Annotated in this window: 18 protein-coding genes; 4 read left to right on the forward strand and 14 right to left on the reverse strand. The window is 48.3% G+C overall.

The window, feature by feature from the left end; all coding sequences use genetic code 11:
* Positions 1-79 precede the first annotated feature (79 nt).
* From EGV91_RS12460 to EGV91_RS12470, 3 genes are all read right to left on the reverse strand, one after another.
* Positions 80-2707, reverse strand: a complete 2628-nt coding sequence (locus tag EGV91_RS12460; protein WP_135504214.1) for an MMPL family transporter — start codon at positions 2705-2707, stop codon at positions 80-82.
* A 3-nt stretch (positions 2708-2710) separates the two neighbouring features.
* Positions 2711-3154: a MarR family winged helix-turn-helix transcriptional regulator gene (locus tag EGV91_RS12465; RefSeq protein ID WP_135504216.1), complete on the reverse strand. Its 444-nt coding sequence runs from the start codon at positions 3152-3154 to the stop codon at positions 2711-2713.
* Between the two features lie 215 nt (positions 3155-3369).
* Positions 3370-4449 carry an AI-2E family transporter gene (locus EGV91_RS12470; RefSeq protein WP_135504218.1) on the reverse strand — a complete coding sequence of 360 codons (1080 nt, stop codon included), beginning with the start codon at positions 4447-4449 and terminating at the stop codon, positions 3370-3372.
* A 139-nt stretch (positions 4450-4588) separates the two neighbouring features.
* Here EGV91_RS12470 and EGV91_RS12475 point away from each other — a divergent pair, with 139 nt between their 5' ends.
* A complete protein-coding gene (locus EGV91_RS12475; protein WP_135504220.1) occupies positions 4589-5419 on the forward strand; it encodes an undecaprenyl-diphosphate phosphatase in 831 nt (276 codons plus the stop codon).
* A gap of 46 nt (positions 5420-5465) precedes the next feature.
* Here EGV91_RS12475 and EGV91_RS12480 read toward each other — a convergent pair whose 3' ends face one another.
* The gene (locus EGV91_RS12480) at positions 5466-6593 is read right to left on the reverse strand and encodes a CAP domain-containing protein (protein ID WP_135504221.1); all 1128 of its coding nucleotides are present in this window, start codon (positions 6591-6593) and stop codon (positions 5466-5468) included.
* 131 nt (positions 6594-6724) lie between these two features.
* Positions 6725-7552, reverse strand: coding sequence for a DUF368 domain-containing protein (locus tag EGV91_RS12485; RefSeq protein WP_135504223.1), 828 nt, complete (start codon positions 7550-7552; stop codon positions 6725-6727).
* A 197-nt stretch (positions 7553-7749) separates the two neighbouring features.
* Here EGV91_RS12485 and EGV91_RS12490 point away from each other — a divergent pair, with 197 nt between their 5' ends.
* Positions 7750-8034: a hypothetical protein gene (locus EGV91_RS12490; protein WP_135504225.1), complete on the forward strand. Its 285-nt coding sequence runs from the start codon at positions 7750-7752 to the stop codon at positions 8032-8034.
* Between the two features lie 16 nt (positions 8035-8050).
* Here the strand turns inward: EGV91_RS12490 and EGV91_RS12495 are convergent, their stop codons facing one another.
* Complete coding sequence (locus tag EGV91_RS12495) at positions 8051-8881, reverse strand: VOC family protein (protein WP_277751546.1); 831 nt, start codon at positions 8879-8881, stop codon at positions 8051-8053.
* Positions 8882-9026: 145 nt separating this feature from the next.
* Here EGV91_RS12495 and EGV91_RS12500 point away from each other — a divergent pair, with 145 nt between their 5' ends.
* On the forward strand, positions 9027-9350 hold the full coding sequence (locus tag EGV91_RS12500; RefSeq protein WP_135504229.1) for a winged helix-turn-helix transcriptional regulator: 324 nt from the start codon (positions 9027-9029) through the stop codon (positions 9348-9350).
* Between the two features lie 511 nt (positions 9351-9861).
* Here EGV91_RS12500 and EGV91_RS12505 read toward each other — a convergent pair.
* Together EGV91_RS12505 and abc-f are read right to left on the reverse strand one after the other, a co-directional pair.
* Complete coding sequence (locus tag EGV91_RS12505) at positions 9862-10554, reverse strand: STAS domain-containing protein (protein ID WP_241666182.1); 693 nt, start codon at positions 10552-10554, stop codon at positions 9862-9864.
* 155 nt (positions 10555-10709) lie between these two features.
* The gene (abc-f, locus tag EGV91_RS12510) at positions 10710-12344 is read right to left on the reverse strand and encodes a ribosomal protection-like ABC-F family protein (RefSeq protein WP_135504233.1); all 1635 of its coding nucleotides are present in this window, start codon (positions 12342-12344) and stop codon (positions 10710-10712) included.
* 444 nt (positions 12345-12788) lie between these two features.
* Between abc-f and EGV91_RS12515 the strand changes: the two genes are divergently transcribed.
* Positions 12789-13097 carry a hypothetical protein gene (locus EGV91_RS12515; protein ID WP_221300997.1) on the forward strand — a complete coding sequence of 103 codons (309 nt, stop codon included), beginning with the start codon at positions 12789-12791 and terminating at the stop codon, positions 13095-13097.
* A 7-nt stretch (positions 13098-13104) separates the two neighbouring features.
* Here EGV91_RS12515 and EGV91_RS12520 read toward each other — a convergent pair whose 3' ends face one another.
* The 6 genes from EGV91_RS12520 to tatA all read right to left on the reverse strand — a co-directional run bounded on the left by EGV91_RS12520 (position 13105) and on the right by tatA (position 16591).
* The gene (locus EGV91_RS12520) at positions 13105-14058 is read right to left on the reverse strand and encodes a magnesium transporter CorA family protein (protein WP_135504236.1); all 954 of its coding nucleotides are present in this window, start codon (positions 14056-14058) and stop codon (positions 13105-13107) included.
* Between the two features lie 68 nt (positions 14059-14126).
* Complete coding sequence (locus EGV91_RS17230) at positions 14127-14294, reverse strand: hypothetical protein (RefSeq protein ID WP_175580313.1); 168 nt, start codon at positions 14292-14294, stop codon at positions 14127-14129.
* 61 nt (positions 14295-14355) lie between these two features.
* Complete coding sequence (locus EGV91_RS12525) at positions 14356-14772, reverse strand: NUDIX hydrolase (protein WP_135504238.1); 417 nt, start codon at positions 14770-14772, stop codon at positions 14356-14358.
* A gap of 97 nt (positions 14773-14869) precedes the next feature.
* Entirely contained in the window at positions 14870-15343 is a 474-nt protein-coding gene (locus EGV91_RS12530; RefSeq protein ID WP_135504240.1) for a GNAT family N-acetyltransferase, read from the reverse strand.
* 161 nt (positions 15344-15504) lie between these two features.
* Positions 15505-16371: a twin-arginine translocase subunit TatC gene (gene tatC / locus EGV91_RS12535; RefSeq protein WP_135504242.1), complete on the reverse strand. Its 867-nt coding sequence runs from the start codon at positions 16369-16371 to the stop codon at positions 15505-15507.
* A 10-nt stretch (positions 16372-16381) separates the two neighbouring features.
* Positions 16382-16591, reverse strand: coding sequence for a twin-arginine translocase TatA/TatE family subunit (gene tatA, locus EGV91_RS12540; RefSeq protein WP_135504244.1), 210 nt, complete (start codon positions 16589-16591; stop codon positions 16382-16384).
* Positions 16592-16594 lie beyond the last annotated feature (3 nt).

The following is a 16594-nucleotide window of genomic DNA, read 5'->3' on the forward strand; positions in this document are numbered from 1 at the left end:
TCAATATATTTTCATTATACCACGGCATGGCCCATTCCCCCATTAAACAGAAAAATGCCGCCCGAAGGCAGCATCTCTCTTATTTTGTCCGATTTTTCATGCCGAACGGCCACCAGACGCCGCGGTCGAATGACACGGAAATCGCCGGGATCAGGAGCGGCAAGACGATCAAGCCATACAACAGCAGCCCCGTGATGACGATTGTCGCAATCTGGACCAAACTGAGGACGCCTGAAGGCATCATCGCGCCGAAAGTTCCAGCAAGGATAATCGCAGCCGTGATGATGACCGTTCCCATTTTCGCCATGGAAATCTGCATGGCCTCCCGGACGCTGATGCCATTTTCCGACTCTTCGCGGAAGCGGTCGAGCAGGAAGATGGAATAGTCGACGCCGAGCGCCACCAGCATCACAAAGCCGAAGAACGGTACAGCCCAGCTGATGCCGTCATAGCCAAGGGCGTTGACGAAAATCAGTTCGGCAATGGCAATCGACGTGTAATACGTCAAAAGCAATGAGCCGATCATGTAAAGCGGCATGATCAACGAACGGAACAACAATGCAAGGACGACGAACAAGCTGACCAGCATGATAAGGACGGTCTTGCTGAAGTCGCTCGATGAGACGTCCTGCAAATCGCTGTTGATGCTTGCAATGCCGCCGTATGCGATATCCGCTTGTTCAAGCGGCGTATCGACAACACTGCGCGCAACAGTTTCTTTGATTTCTGCCGTTGTGTCAATCGCTTCAGGCGAATAAGGGTCGTCCGCTAAAATGACCTCCATTTTCACGCCATTGCCATCTGCAAATGTGTAGCGTTCCAGCACCTGCTCAAAATCAGGGCTGTCCAAAGTGCCTTCCGGAATAAAGAGCCCTGTAGCGCGGACAGATTCACTTTCACTCATGTCCTCCATCATCGCCACAGCTTCCGTTAAGCCGTCCTGGATTTGCAGCAAGCCGTCATTCGACGCACCGACGCCTTCTGCCAGCTGCCCCAGCCCCGAGCCGAGTTCACCTGTTTGGGCTGCAGCACCTGCAAGCCCTTGCTGGACTTGTGCCAGGCCGCCGCTGATTTGCGTCAACGCGCCAACCGTCTGCGGAATATTGCCTGTCTGCTGAAGGCCTTGTGAAACTTGGCCGAGCTGGGCATTTAACTCCCCAAGCCCCGCTGCAGCATCCCCTAAGCCGCCAGCGCCTCCTGCTTGCGCACTGATGCCGGACAAATTGGTTTCGATTTCAGCGAGGCCCGTTTGCACATCGCCCAAACCATCCCTCGCTTCTGCCAGCCCTTCCGCCAGCAAGCCGATTTGGCGGTCGGCATACAGGTCGTCAATCACTTCGCCTGTCGGGCGTGTGATTGCGCGAACCGCTTCAACGCCGTCAATTTTTTCGATTTCTGAACTTACAGACTCGAAATACGGGACAACCGCTTCGTCAGCCAAGTATGCATCTGACTCGATAATCACTTCGACCGGCAGCGAATCCCCTTTCCCGAAGCCGTTTTCAATAGCGCGCAGCCCTTTGACCGATTCATATTCCGAACCGATTTCATCGACTGTATTGAAAGACAGCGCGTTGTCGTAAGTGAACAGCAACGGGATTGTGATCGCAGCTACGACCAGCATCGACAGCAACGGACGGTTGATCGACAATTTGCCCATCCAGATCCACAACTTGCTGTCTTTATGTGAAGCCGATTTTTTCGCCGGCCAGAACAATTTATGCTTCAATAGCGCCATGAAGAACGGCACCACGGTGAACAGCACAATGAGCAGCACGAAAATGCCCACCGCTACGGCAACAGCCGATTTGAAAATCGGAAATTCCGCGAAGCCGATGGCAAAGAATCCGATAAATACGGCTGCTCCACTGATCAACAATGTGCGGCCCGCCGTTTTATACGTGTTGACAATCGACGTCTCCACGCTATGGCCAGCTGATAATTCCTCTTTGTAGCGGCTCAGTAAGAGGATGCAATAATCCGTCCCGATTCCGAAAAGGATTGCTACCAGGAAAATCTGTGTATAATTCGACACCGGAAATCCGAACCAGTCAATGAAGAACGCCACAAGCGATTGGCTCAATAGATACGTGATGCCAACCGCAACGAGCGGGATAAACGGTGTGACGATCGAACGGAATACTGCCAGCAATAAACCGAAGATCAACACTACTGTGATGATTTCGGTGCGCTTCAAGCCTTCCTGCGCACTGATGTTGACGTCGTTGTTGATGATGGCTTCACCGGTTACATACGCGGTCATGCCTTCCGGAACGACCGATTCCCGGATGTCGGCAGCAACGGCATTGACTTCTTCGTCCGAGCCATCGACCGTTACCGGCATCAAGACCGTCTTGCCGTCTTCCGATACCAATTGCCCTTCGAGTTCCGGACTTTCAACCGGATTCAGCACGCTTGCGACTGGATCTCCAAGCGCTTCGATTTCTGCCGCCATCTCTGACAACGTTTTGCGCATGGCGTCATCCAATTCGTTTTCAAGCGGCATGACCAGGGAAATCGTCTGTGCCGAAGCCCCTGCTTCCGCTAAAATAGTGGCTGCCTGTTGGGAAGAAGCTTGTTCTGAAAGCTGGAACGATCCTGCTTGTTCCGCCTGTTCCGTTAAATTTGGCGCCAATAAGAACAACGCGATCGTCAAGACGATCAACCCGATCATGATCGGCCATTTCAATTTCAATACTGTATGCATCTTTTACACTCCATCCGTTGTGATAATGTCTTTCAGTTTGCGGAACGTCGCCAGGAACTGGTCAATTTCCGCATCGCCGATTTGCTGGCTGAATAGTTTCTCAATATAATTCGTCAGCACCGTGTCCGATGCCAGCAGAACCTCTTCGCCTTTCGGGGTCAGTTCGAGCACCTTTTCCCTGCGGTTCGGCGTTTCGACTATTCGGATCAGCTCTTTTTCCAGCATCTTTTTGATGCGGCTTGAAATGGCGCTTTTATGTACGGCTTGAAGCACTGCCAGCCGGCCCGAGGTAATGCGCTGCTCTTTGCTGATCAGTTTAAGCATTTGCATCTGTTCAGGCGAGTACTCTTTCCATAACGGATCATCGATCGACTTGATGACACGCTCTGTGCCATAAACCATTACTTCCGTGAATAAATCCACCGCTTCTTTAATTCGTGCATCCATAATAGTTTACCCCCTCAACTAAATAACAGTTTAGGGGGTAAACTATTTTACGTCAAGATATAAGGAAGAGAGCGTCAGAAATTTACAGGCCCCGTATTTCAGCTTTCTTTCGCTATGAACGCATAAAAAAGCCGCCGAAAAGGTTTCGGCGGCTGGAAAGGAAAAATTTCCCCTCTTATTTTATTCACAATGGGACAATCTTGATTCCCACGTTGCTACACTTCTTTCGTAGCGGTTTGCCTAATGTCTTTTCGGCGTGCATAGACGTTCTTGGCAATCGTTTTCAACACAGCATAAACCGGGATCGCCAGAATGATTCCCCACAAGCCGGCAATATTCCCTGCAGCCAAAATCAAGGTAATGACCGTCAAAGGATGGACATCAAGCGCGTTGCCCATCACGTTCGGCGTAATGAGGTTGCTCTCGACCTGCTGCGCAATCAGCATGATGATCGCCACATAAACAGCCATGATCGGATCCTGCACCAGCGCAATAAGAATAGCTGGAATAACTGCAATATATGGTCCCAGGAACGGGATGACGTTTGTCGCCATACCGATGATTGCGAGCAGCAGCGCATATTCCAAGCCGATGATCAGGTAGCCGATCAACAGCATGATGCCAACCAGGAAACTGACGAAGAGCTGCCCTTGGATATAAGCTTGCAGCGTCTCGTCGATATCGCTCAAGGTCTTGCGGATCCATGTTTTGCGTTCCCCTTTGAAAAATCCGGCTATAAACGGCGCGAATTTATCGTGGTCGAGCAGCAGGTAAATCAAGAAGAACGGCACCAGCACGAGAGTAATCACTCCCGAAACAACACTGCCCAGGAATGCCAGAACCCACGAACCTACATTGCCGGCCCAGTCTCCGACCTTGCCTTGCATGCCGTTGATCTGCTCTTCAATTGAATCCGGCAGGCGATCCCGCTGGTTAAACCAGTACATGCCGTATTCTTCAACATCTGCAGCAATGCCAGGAGCATTGTCGACCAGGGAGTTGACCTGTTTGGAAACCATCGGACCTACCATAGCATAAAGCAGGTAGAACACCAGGATGATCAGCAAAAGAATGATCAAAACTCCTGACCAGCGCGGAAATTTCTTTTTCTCCAATAAGCGGAGAAGCGGGCGGCTCAAGTAAAACAGCACGCCTCCCAAAAGCAGCGGAATAAAGATTGTTTGTGCAATGATGAATAATGGATCAAATATGTCTTGGACTTCTATGAATAATCGAATAATAACTAAAGCAAGAATAATTCCAATCCCTACTTGAAACCAAAGTTTACTAGTCAAAAAAAGCTCACTCCCTTTCCTACATTTGAGTATACCCAATATATCATGAAATACATCCTTTTTTAGCCAGCGAACTTTTTTGGCGCAAGGACGTCTATAATAGTCGGCTCCAAATTCACTGTACAGGAGGAGGCATTCAATGGATCAATTATGGCTGACAATCAAATTTTTGCTGCTGGGTTTATTCCAAGGATTGACGGAACCCATTCCGATTTCCTCTAGCGGACATCTGCTCATTGCACAATATTTTTTAGGCGTGGAAATCGAAGGCAGCAAGTCGACATTCGCGCTGCTTGTCAACAGCGCATCACTTATCGCTGTGCTGATCATTTACCGCACTGATATCCGGCGTCTCATCGCCAACGGCTTTATGTATCTTACCGTTAAAAATGAAGAAAACAAAAGAGACTTCCTATTTCTACTTTACTTGATCATCGCGACCATCCCTGCTGCAATCATCGGAGTGCTGTTTCAGGACGCAATCGACGAATTGTTGTCATCGATCGTTACGGTCGGCGCCACGTTAGTCGTCACCGGCATCGGGCTCTGGCTGATCCGCAATATGCGGGGCCAGCGGAAAGACGGCAGCCTGTCTGTGAAAGACGCGCTGATCATCGGCTGTGCACAGGCTGTTGCGCTGATCCCCGGCATCAGCCGCAGCGGCGCGACGATCGTTGCGGCCATGGCCCGCGGCATCAACCAGGAAACCGCATTACGCTTCTCGTTTTTGCTGTTCATCCCGATCAGCCTGGGGGGCGCTGTCCTGAGCATCAGCGACATCGTCAACGATTCCAACCTCAGCCAGATGGCCATCCCTTACATAATGGCATTTTTAGGATCGCTCGTTGCTTCCTATTTTTCGTTGAAGTGGTTCATGAACGTCATGGCCAAAGGGCAATTGAAGTATTTCGCCCTCTATTGCTTCATCGTCGGACCGCTTGTGATTCTGGCCTGGCTTGTGTTGAACTGAATCAAAAAATTAAAGCACGGCCATCTCGATGATGGCCGTGCTTTTTTTATCTATTGAAGAAGTTGGCGGTGAAATAGGGCTGGTTGTCTGAGTTGAATGCTGCTCCGACTCCGAGATAGCCGAAATCCCGTTTGACGATGTTTTCGCGGTGGCCCAGCGAATTCATCAGGCCTTCGTGGGCAAAGATGCTGCTGTACTGGCCGTAAGCCAAGTTTTCTCCTGCGACAAAGAATGTGATGCCATCATCTCCCATGCGATCGAATGGCGATTTCCCTTCCAAATTCGTGTGGCTGAAGTATTTATTGTCGGCCATGTCTTCACTATGTTTGCGCGCGGTCTCTTTCGTTGCCTCGTCCCATTTCAAAAGCGGAAGCTCCCGCTGGATGCGCGCAGAGTTGGTCAATTCAAATAGCAGGTATTCATACCCTTCGCGCACTTCATCGTTCGGCTCCGCATAAATCTCTGGACGATTTTCTTCAAGCCCGCCGTCGATCACTTGGATAGCCGTCACTGTATTTTCCTCGTGGAGATCATAGAATACGGTGATGTAGATGGAGTCGATTTTAAAAACGTCGTATTCTTCACGTGTATCCAGGATGTACTGGACGTTCCCTTTTTGCAGGCTCTTAAGCGGTATGCCCAGCGCAGACCGCACCTCCGCCCGTTTCGACTGCATCGTTATCCCTTTCGTAGAGGAAATCAGCGCCTGGTTCGTGAACATGCCATTCACTTTGCCTTCCTGGTCATATGACAGCAAGACATAGTTTTGATAATCCTGGTGGTAGCTATGCCAATCGGTTCCATATTCGTTGCGCATCAATCGGAGTGGCAGGCCCACTTTCGCTTGCGCCTCTTCTTTTGTCATGCCAAGCGTAACGTTGTGGACTGCGAACAGCGATTGTGTTTCATCAAGAGCCGGCTTGGAAACCGCAACGGGCATTTCCGCGGAACTGCTTGCGACAAACGACTTCAGCTGGCCGCCAACTTGCAGTGTGAATTGTTTAGCCTGAGTTAACGCGTTTTCAATCGCCGGCCCCTCTGTGACCTGATCCACGGCCCGGTCAATCGGCGCCAAAAAACCAAGGTCTACATATTCACTTGCTTTGTCTTCCCATATGGGCCGTGCCATAAAAACAAGCACCAGCAGAATCAGCAGCCAAAATAATTTCCGCAAGCATATCCCTCCTTTTTCTTCAGTTTAAATGGAAACGTGTTTTCCAGAAAGCATAAAGCTTGTTATCGATACAGAAAAACCCTTTTACGTTATCGGCAAAAGGATTTTCCAGGGACTTTATCAGCAATTCATTAATCTGTAATGGTGGTCTTTTTAGGCGAACTGAACAGCAGCGTAAAGACCAAGCCCGCTGCAAAAGTGGCAGCGCTTAGTGCAAGCGTCCCAGGATCTGCTGAAAAGCCAGGGAACACAACAAACAATGACCCTATTATCAAGCCGATGATGGCAGCATAGGTGACATACGTAAAATGCTCAAGCAAATACTGAATCGCTTTACTGCTGACGATAAAGCCTGCGATGACCCCCGCTCCAATTGCCATGGCGATTGGAATATTAAGCGTCGACAACGCGTTGATGGCGGTCGAATAGACGCCGAGCAGCAGCAGGATGAACGAGCCGCTGATTCCTGGAAGCAGCATTGCCATGCTGGCAAGCCAGCCGGAGAAAAACAGCATGAAGAATATTGGAACGCTCAAGCTTGTAATCGGTTCGACATTATCATTCGTTTGGATATAAGCAGTAGCTGCTAGTGCAGCGCCGATCGCGATCAAAATGAAAAAATGGCGGCGGGTGAAATTCTTTTTAACTTCCGCCTGTTTCATGATGTATGGGATGACACCCAAGATCAGTCCCATGAAAAAGAACTGGGTTGCTTCATAATGCTGATGAAGCAAATATTCGATGACTCGGCTGAACGCCAGCAGCGTAATGACGATTCCAAGGCCGAGAGGGACAAGAAAACCTAATTGCTTTTTCCATTCCCGGCTGAAAAATCCGCTGATTGACGACAAGAGCCGATCGTAGATTCCTAAAATAAATGCGATTGTGCCTCCACTGACACCTGGAATCAAATCACTGATTCCCATGAGGATGCCGCGGTATATATTTTTCCATTCCATTGTTCAAATCTCCTCATAATTAGAATTGCCTTCCTTGATTATAGCGTTAGTCGAAAAGAAACTCACCCTAAAAATAGCAGAGAGACCAATTTTCTCCACTCTATGTCCAAAACTGGAATTCCAGCCTCTAAAGGGAACCTCGCGGCTGATGATGCGTCCTTACTATCAGCAACTCTAAAAAGGCGGAGGTTATCTTTATGAAGGGCTTCCTTTCACTTCTGGGCATCACTTTAATCGTCGGGGCATTCGGGTTAATCCTTTTATCTTTCTCAGACAACCCTCTCGAAGAACTGAAAAAACAAGAGAGAATGTACGCATATATGGAAACGCGGCAAAACCATTCACCCGATCCGGCACTTAGTTTGCTGGACCAAGCTTCAACGAGCGTACAGCCGGAAACGCTTGAACTCGATTTCTCACTGAACAACGGCCAAAGCTGTGAAAATCCTGCTTTTACGCAAAAAAAGGCTGGCTCTGATTGATAGAGCCAGCCTTTTCCTATACCGTCAATCGGATGATATTGCCCGATGGATCTGCAGTTTCACTAAAACTGCCGTGCTCCTCTACACTTGCTCCAAGAGCTCGAAGGCGTTCCACAATGCGCTGCCGCTTTTCTTCGTCCGCCAGCACCAGCGTGTAATAGCCTAAACCGGCTTTTTCTTTCGGAAGCGCCGGGATGCCAGTGCCGTTCCAGACATTCAGCCCGATGTGGTGGTGGTATTTGTGGTCGGCCAGGAACAGCGCCTGTCCACCGAGTGATGACACCACTTCAAATTCAAGCGCATTGACATAAAAATCTTTCGCTTTTGCCAAATCTGCTACATGCAGGTGGATATGGCCCATCACCGTCTCTGTGGGCATGCCTTGCCAATCCGTTCCTGCGCTTTCTGCAACCTGGACAAGACCAGCCGCATCGATTGGATCAACCGCCATCGCCACCTCACTGCCGTGCCAGTCCCACTCTTCGGGTTCACGGTCGCGGTAAATTTCGATGCCGTTGCCTTCCGGGTCACTTAAATATAACGCTTCACTTACTAAATGGTCCGATGAACCTAAACGCGCGCCTTTGTTGTGAAGATGGATCAGTATTCTACCCAAGTCTTCACGGCTTGGCAATAGGATGGCAAAATGATAAAGTCCGGCGTAGCGCTGGTCTTTCTCTTGCAGCCCATCCACTCCCTCAAGCCTTAATAAACCTTTGCCTCCAGCTCCAAGAACTGCTGAATCCGCGGAATGTTCGAGCACTTCAAATCCGATGATATCACGGTAAAATTCAACCATTCCTTTTAAATCAAGAACCTTCAGACCGACTTCACCTACATAAGTGATCGGTTTTCATGAAAATACATATATGACAGCCCCTTTAGTTACTTTATGTAACCAATTATATTTTAGGAACTATAATGTGTCAAGTAACTAAATTCCTTTAACGCACAAGGTAATTGTGTTATTATAAGCTAAAGGGGTGACGACGATGGATACAACTATTATTTGCCCGCGTTTTGAAACTGCAATTTCACTTCTCAGCCAACGATGGACAGGCTTGATCATATACCAACTATTAAATGGCCCACAAAGATTCCGCCACTTGACCGAAGTCATCGGCATAAGCGGACGCCTTTTGTCTGAGCGCTTGAAAAGCCTTGAAGCAGCCGGTGTTGTTACTCGGAAAGTGTATCCCGAAACGCCTGTCCGGATTGAATATGAGTTAACTGAAAAAGGATTCTCCTTAAAACCGGTCATGGATGCCATCCAGGATTGGTCGCAAGAATGGGTGGAACCCGTTAACGCAAAATAAAACAGCTTATCCGTTAAAAGGATAAGCTGTTTTCACGCTGTCGAGAAACTTAAATGGTTTATGCATTTCGCTTCAGGCGGACGCGTTCCGCGGGCCTGGCTTCAGTCTCCTCGTCGCTAGCGCTCCTGCGGGGCCTTCAGCTCAGGCTAGTCCCGCTGGAGTCGCCGCCTTCCGCTTCATTCAAAGGTATTTCTTATTAGCGAGTTATTTCTTTTACTCAAGAACACTAAAGATACACTTCTGCACTTTCTTTCCTGTTCTCCAGATATGGAGCAAAACAGCGGAGACGCCTGCGGGGCAGCGTAGCGACGAGACAGCCGAGACCCCGCAGGAAGCGTAGCGACCGAGGAGGCTTGGCGCTCGCCCGCGGCAAGCGCAGCTGTTTTGCGGAATATCGGCTCCATCAGAAAAAGGATTTATCTTTCTCAACAAACTTAAAACAGCTTATCCGCTGAAAGGATAAGCTGTTTTTTCTTGGCCATTAATCGGCCCTATGACATTTTGGATGGCTTTAAAGCCGTAGAGCCTGTTGCTCCATGATGTGCTTTAAACCGGCGTGTGCGGTGCTGAAAATCGGGGTGCCGCTTTCCAGTGAGACAATGGAAAGTGCGAGTTTCGGGCTTATTCCCACCAAGATGCATTGGGTCCCGATCAGTTTCAAACTATCTGTCATCATTTGAATCTGGTAGCGGATTTCATTTTCGAATTCCGTAATGCCGCTCAGATCGAGCAATACGTATTCAATATTTTTTTTCGAACATTCCATAAGTACAGTAGCAAGCAATTCATCAGAACGGTTTCTATCGAACTCGCCGATAAGCGGCAATGCAATCGTTTTCTCCCATATGTTCAAAATCGGGATCGACAAATCTTTGATCAACTGTTCGCTGCGTTTCAGTTCTTCTGCTTGTGTCGTGACGTCCATCAGCATGACGATGTAGCCATCAATCTTGTCATCAGCTTTAATCGGAGTGATGACGATGTCCGTTACAAAGGCATTGCGGATGTTGATGCGGGCACGGTGCCCTTCCGTCAGCCCTTCCATCAACTTTCGCTGGCGGCTAGGCTGCAAGTGGAAATCATCCATATTCATGCCGATCAAGTCTCGGCAATCCTCAATGCCATATAAAGGGGCGACGCCTGACAACAGCCGATGCGCCTCCGTATTCATCCAGCGTATCGTATACGTGTTGTCAGCAATCATAATCGTTTCCCCAATATGGTCCAATGCATGCATCAAAGATATATTATCTGGTATTGTGCCAATTGCGGTCATATATTCACCTTACCTATTCCTCTTTTTCCATCTCTATTCAGTATCCCATACCATTCGGCAGATGCGCCACTTTATGCGGTGTTTCACGTTACTGATGCGGCATTCTTTTTTTCTTTAGCAAATGAATAATTGCCGTCGAAACGCTCAATCGATTGTTTGCTCAGCCAGTACGTGACCGGGAATAATTTATCCAGGAAATAACGATCATGCGAAACAGCGATGATGGTTCCTGGAAATCCACTAAGCGCCTCTTCCATCACTTCTTTCGCTTCCAGATCCAAGTGGTTCGTCGGCTCATCCAAAATCAGCAGATTGTGGTTCAAGTGCATGAGCTGCGCGAGACGGAGACGCATCCGTTCCCCACCGCTCAATTGGCGGACGGGCTGAAACACCATATTGCCGAAAAACAGGAATTTAGCGAGAATGGGCCTTGCATCATATTCGGAAACTGCCACGGCGTCACGGAATTCTTCGATGACAGTACGGTCATTGTCCATTTCAAGCGTATGCTGCGACAGATAACCGATTGATAGGCCGCTGCCGAGCAAGACCTCACCGCAATCAGCCTCTTCACTGCCCAGGATCATATTCAAAAGCGTCGTTTTGCCGGTGCCGTTCGAGCCGACTATCGCCGCGCGTTCACCGAAACGCACATGCATGCCAACTTCCTGGAACAAAAGCCGATCCCCGAACTCTTTCCAAACCCCTTCCAGGCGGACGACGTCTTTGCCGCTCCGTCCGGCCATCTGGAAATCAAGCGCCATCTGTTTTTTCGACAGCACTGGGCGATCCAGCATCTCAATGCGCGCCAACGCTTTCTCGATGCTTTTCGCCTGCCGGTGCATGCCGGCATTCGGCGGATTGGCCCGGTTTGCCCACTCTTTCAAGCGTTTGATGGTTTCCTTCATTTGTTTGATTTTCTTCTGCTGGTCCTGGTATTGCTGGAACTCGATCAACAGGCGGGCTTCCCGTTCTTTGACGTATGCCGAGTAATTGCCTTTGTACTGGATCAGGTCGCCTTGGTCCAGCTCCCAAATGCACGTCACTGCTTCATCCAGGAAATAGCGGTCATGGGAAACCATGACGATCGTCCCTTTATAATGCGCGATGAACGAGCCGAGCCATTCGATTGCTTCGAGGTCCAAGTGATTGGTCGGTTCATCAAGCAGCAGCAAGTCCGGTTCCTGCAGCAGCAGTTTTGCCAAAGCCGCTTTGGTCCGTTCGCCGCCGCTCAGATGCCCCCATAATTCGTTTTTCAATTGTTTGATTTTGAGGCCGTTCAGTACTTGGTCAATCCGCATATCGATGTCATAGCCGCCGCGCAGCATAAATTCTTCCTGCAATACACCGTACTTCTCTAAGATGCGCTCCATCTCCTTCGGCGCGGCAGTTTCCATCCTTTTTTCCATTTCGGCCAAGCGATCCTGCATTTTCAATAAATCGGCAAATGCCGTTTGCAGCAGTTGCTCGACCGTCCAATCCGGTTCTTCATCCGGCGATTGCTTTAACAAGCCGACGCTGCAGCCTTTCTTCCAAGTGACCGCACCTTCTGTGGGCTGAAGCGATCCTGCCAGCACGTTAAGCAAAGTTGTTTTGCCTTCACCGTTGCGCCCGACGAGGCCGATTCGCTGCCCTTCGGCAACTTCCCCTTTGATGTGATTGAATAATTTTTGATTTGCAAAATGACACATGATTTGTTGGAATTGGCTAATAATCATCGTTCTCTTCCTTTCGGTTGAAGAGACACGCGCAATACAAAAAGGCATGCAGGGACGCATGCCTTTTGCTTAAATCCGATTGCAGGCAGATGTCTCTTACTGGTTATTTTCACTCCATGCAGTTAGCTGAAAAAGGACAGACTTATCCTGTGCATGTTTTTTAGTGAAAGTAACGCCATGAAGAATGTAAAGATATTCCTGACATTCTGTCATGCGCTTACCAGTTCGAATCATCATACCCACCTCCTCGTTTCATTTCCTTAATCATAAGGGAAAGGTTTTTGAGCGTCAACAATTATTCAGAATTTTTATTTTTAACCGAATAATTAGAGCTTTTCAGCCGTTTTTAAGCTAGCTTTTTCAAATGCCCCTGGATATAGGATTAAAATAAAGGCAACAAGGGAAATAATCATAATAAAAAGGAAGGCGGCGGATACCGTGTCTATGTATTCAAGAATTGCTTTTGATAACGACACTCGAAAAGTGGAGAAAGCATTAAAGAAATACGAAGACAAGAAAACGGAAGCTCTCGTTTTGCTGGCGGAAATTGATTTATTGGAAAAAATGGAGGACGTGAAAGACGCGGAGATGTGGAAGCGCCAGTCGATGAAGGAAAAGCTGGTAGCTGTTGAGCGCCTTCGGAAAGACTTGAAGAACCAAGTGGCCGATTATATCGAAAAGCATGGAGATCAGGATCTCCAGCGCTATACTGAGCTGCTGGAAGAACTGGAAAAAGATAAAGCGCATTATTAGCGGGGAGCTATTCCCCGCTTTTTTTTGCCTTTTCCAAGTCCGGATGTTTCGCTTTTAAAATATCGCCTGTCCACCCTCTTCTTTTGAAGAACAGATAAAGTGCACCTGTTGAAAAAATAATGATGACGAGCGAAACCAAGTAGCCGAACGTCCAATAGAGCTCGGGCATATGCTTGAAATTCATGCCCCATATTGCGCCCCACGCCATCGCAGGTGTGAAAAGAGTCGTTAAAACCGTCAGCGTTTTGATGATTTCGTTCCCGCGGTAATTCGCTACTACGTTCTCCATGTCCACCATATTCTTGATCTCGTCTTGGTAGGAATCAACCAGAATAACACAGCGTTCAATCCGTTGGGACGTGCGATAAAATTCGATGCCATCACGGACGTCGGGCCCGAAGGTTTCCGGAATGGCCATTTGGATCTCAGCAAAGCCTTGGATCAGGTGCTTCCACAATAAGATTTCATGCCGCAGATCCGCTATTTTATCCAAGGTCTTGCTTTCATTGTTTTCACTGATTTCCCACAACAGGTTGCGCAAGCGCTCTTCGAACTTGTCGATCTTATGGAGAATGGAACTGACCATATGCCCCAGGAACACCATCATCAGCTCGACAGTTGTCGCTGCCCCCTCCATCTGCTTCAAGAGGGTGTCTTTGTCCAGATCGGCATCTTTATCGAAATCCAATTCGTTCGTCACCAGAATATCCCGCGACAAGTAGAAGTGGAATACATCCAGCTCATTCTTATCGTGCTGGCTTTGACGGTAGATAAGCGATCCCCAAATCCCTTCTCCTCCCGGTTCAACTGTGTCGTTATGGAGAATATTCACCTCTAAATCTTGGGAATCCTTGATCCATGAATGCATCTTGTAATGGTCCGGCAAAAATTTCAGGAAATCTTCATCGCCAATTGACCCTTCTTCCTGCCATGCCACATGCATGAATTTGTATTGCGGCATACCCTTACCCCCTTTTGCGCTCCAAAATTCCATTCTTATCGAAAAAAACAAGCCGAAAACGGCTTGTTTTATTCTTTTCGAGGCTGTTGATCTCTATATTTTTCATTTGAATTCTCTTTGTATTCCAAATCACGGTCGGGCATGGGATCTATTTCTTTCTTTTCCGGCATATCACGGCGCGGTTCGACTTCTGGAATCAATTGTTCCCCTTCTTGCTCTTCCTTGCCTTTTTTCATATGCTCCCTCCTCAACTTTTGCTTAGCTATAAACTACCCTTTCCGCCCATTTTTAACCCTTTCAGTTTTTCATCAATGCTTCGATCAAAGCGCGGTCATCCGGATATGCCAGATTCAGATCGGCCAGATCGCTGATCGGTTTCCAAGCGACGTCCAAAATCAATCCGAACGGATCTTCGGCATTGATTTCTCCGCCCTTCACTTCCACACGGAAATAATGCACTTCGAACGATATAGCTGAATCCTCGTATTCCCCTTTTTTTACCGTCAATTCCTCTTTCGCTTCGACAATCAAACCCGTCTCTTCAAAAAACTCCCGCTCACAGCAAGCGCGCAGGCTTTCCCCTGGTTCTGCTCCGCTTGCAGGGACGGCCCATTTCTTGTCATCGTCTTCGGGCATATTCTGCTGTACGAGCAGCACCTCGTTTTTATCATTGACGCATATTCCAGCTGCGCCTTGCCAATTGGACATTTCCATCGTAATTCCTCCGTTGCTTGTTTGTCGGTTTAGAGAACATCTTCTTTTCTCTTTAACATACTAAAAAGCGGCTCCTACTAGCAAGCCGCTTTTCATATCATTGCATTGTTTTCGAATATTGGCTATCCAATGTGAGGCCATGAGTTGCATCCGGAAGGCCAAGATCGCCCGAAAAGCCATTAGCCCGGTAGAAAGCGTCCGCGTTTGCTGAATCTGTCCTCACAACAATTTCCTTGAAATGGCCGCGCGCGTGATCGACGATTTTTTTCAAGAGCTTTGTTCCAATCCCTTGCCTGCGCGCTCCGGGTGAAATGTAAAATCGCCGCAGCCGGCCAACACCGTGTTTATCTGAATAAGGATCCCGGTTTATGCCGCCAATTGCCACTAAGTGGCCATGCTGATCCCATGCACCGTATAAAATTTCGCCTTCTTTATCGAATGTATTTGTGCCATCTTCATATTGGTCGACAAGCCGCCGTAAAAAGCGATACCCTTCCGCTTCGCTTTCTTCCACCAATTTTGAGACATCGACTGATTTCAAATCTGTGACTTCTTTCAGTTCAAGTTTCATGCCGCTCCTCCTCATCCTGGTCTATGCTTGCTGCCGTTCCTCTTTCAGTGTATAGAAAATAATCCATGGACGCCACTACAAAGTCAGAATTTTCTTTATTTTATTCCATACCAAAAAGCCTGCACAGAATTCTCTGTGCAGGCCGCCATTCATATCGTGCATTAAACGGCGGAAGATTCCACGTCCGCCTTCCGCCCCTCCATTTTTCGGACGATGTAAATGCTCGCTTCATACAGCACCGCCATCGGAATGAGCACCAGAAGCTGACTGATAAAGTCCGGCGGCGTGATGAGCGCTGATACGATCGCCAGGACCAGATACGACCATCTGCGCACTTTTTTCATCGACTCTGAAGTCAGCAGCCCAATTGTTGACAGGAACAACGCCACAATCGGCATTTCAAACAACAGGCCTAACGGAATGGTTGTCATAATCAGGAAATGGATATATTCGCTCGCTGATATCATCACTGCAAAATTGGCTGCACCCAGGCCTACTAGAAATTGATAGCTCAACGGGTTGACGATGAAATAGCCGAATCCAACTCCGAGTATAAAAAGCAAAAGCATGGCCGGTGAATACAGACCGATGAACTTGGACTCCTCTTCCTTCAACCCGGGTTTTACAAATTGCCACAGAAAATGGCAAAGGAAAGGCAGCGACAAGCCGAGCGCCAGCGTCAAAGAAATCGACGTGTAAAATTTGATGACTTCGAGCGGCCCCAGGATGACCAGGTCATGGCCTTTGACTACGTAAGGAAACCATACATTCAATGTCGAGAAAACCAAGATCAGAAACAAACCGAAAACCAATAGGCTTTTAATCAGCTGCTTGCGCAAATCACCCAAATGGTCAATCAGCGTTTCCACACGGTCATCTTGTTGAGGCGGTTCTGGAGCTGCCGGCTTCTTAGCAGGCTCTTCGGAAAGCTGCTCGACGGCCGGCGCTTCTTGTTCATGAGGCTTCTCAAGCTCCACATTCTTTTTCGCCAACGGACTGATTAGTTTGCGTTCTCCATACGGATCCATTTAACCACCTTCATATGTTTTCGGATTTTTTCTCTTCTTTCTTCACTGCCGGCTCTTCATCATCGTCATCCATCAGCCCTTTAGTAGAGCGCTTGAATTCTGAAAAAGTCTTGCCCACAGCACCACCGATTTCCGGCAGCTTTTTCGGTCCGAACAAAATAAGGACAATGACCAGAATAATGATCAATCCAGGTACGCCAATTGATGATAATCCTCCCATATT

Origin of the sequence: Planococcus koreensis (assembly GCF_004761975.1) — a bacterium.
Lineage (GTDB): Bacteria > Bacillota > Bacilli > Bacillales_A > Planococcaceae > Planococcus > Planococcus koreensis.

What these genes read in the sequence shown, in the direction of transcription:
- EGV91_RS12460 (WP_135504214.1), bottom strand. Translation starts at nt 2,707, where the DNA reads ATGCATACAGTATTGAAATTGAAATGGCCGATCATGATCGGGTTGATC.
- EGV91_RS12465 (WP_135504216.1), bottom strand. Translation starts at nt 3,154, where the DNA reads ATGGATGCACGAATTAAAGAAGCGGTGGATTTATTCACGGAAGTAATG.
- EGV91_RS12475 (WP_135504220.1), top strand. Translation starts at nt 4,589, where the DNA reads ATGGATCAATTATGGCTGACAATCAAATTTTTGCTGCTGGGTTTATTC.
- EGV91_RS12485 (WP_135504223.1), bottom strand. Translation starts at nt 7,552, where the DNA reads ATGGAATGGAAAAATATATACCGCGGCATCCTCATGGGAATCAGTGAT.
- EGV91_RS12490 (WP_135504225.1), top strand. Translation starts at nt 7,750, where the DNA reads ATGAAGGGCTTCCTTTCACTTCTGGGCATCACTTTAATCGTCGGGGCA.
- EGV91_RS12500 (WP_135504229.1), top strand. Translation starts at nt 9,027, where the DNA reads ATGGATACAACTATTATTTGCCCGCGTTTTGAAACTGCAATTTCACTT.
- EGV91_RS12505 (WP_241666182.1), bottom strand. Translation starts at nt 10,554, where the DNA reads ATGATTGCTGACAACACGTATACGATACGCTGGATGAATACGGAGGCG.
- abc-f (WP_135504233.1), bottom strand. Translation starts at nt 12,344, where the DNA reads ATGATTATTAGCCAATTCCAACAAATCATGTGTCATTTTGCAAATCAA.
- EGV91_RS12515 (WP_221300997.1), top strand. Translation starts at nt 12,789, where the DNA reads ATGTATTCAAGAATTGCTTTTGATAACGACACTCGAAAAGTGGAGAAA.
- EGV91_RS12520 (WP_135504236.1), bottom strand. Translation starts at nt 14,058, where the DNA reads ATGCCGCAATACAAATTCATGCATGTGGCATGGCAGGAAGAAGGGTCA.
- EGV91_RS17230 (WP_175580313.1), bottom strand. Translation starts at nt 14,294, where the DNA reads ATGAAAAAAGGCAAGGAAGAGCAAGAAGGGGAACAATTGATTCCAGAA.
- EGV91_RS12525 (WP_135504238.1), bottom strand. Translation starts at nt 14,772, where the DNA reads ATGGAAATGTCCAATTGGCAAGGCGCAGCTGGAATATGCGTCAATGAT.
- EGV91_RS12530 (WP_135504240.1), bottom strand. Translation starts at nt 15,343, where the DNA reads ATGAAACTTGAACTGAAAGAAGTCACAGATTTGAAATCAGTCGATGTC.
- tatC (WP_135504242.1), bottom strand. Translation starts at nt 16,371, where the DNA reads ATGGATCCGTATGGAGAACGCAAACTAATCAGTCCGTTGGCGAAAAAG.
- tatA (WP_135504244.1), bottom strand. Translation starts at nt 16,591, where the DNA reads ATGGGAGGATTATCATCAATTGGCGTACCTGGATTGATCATTATTCTG.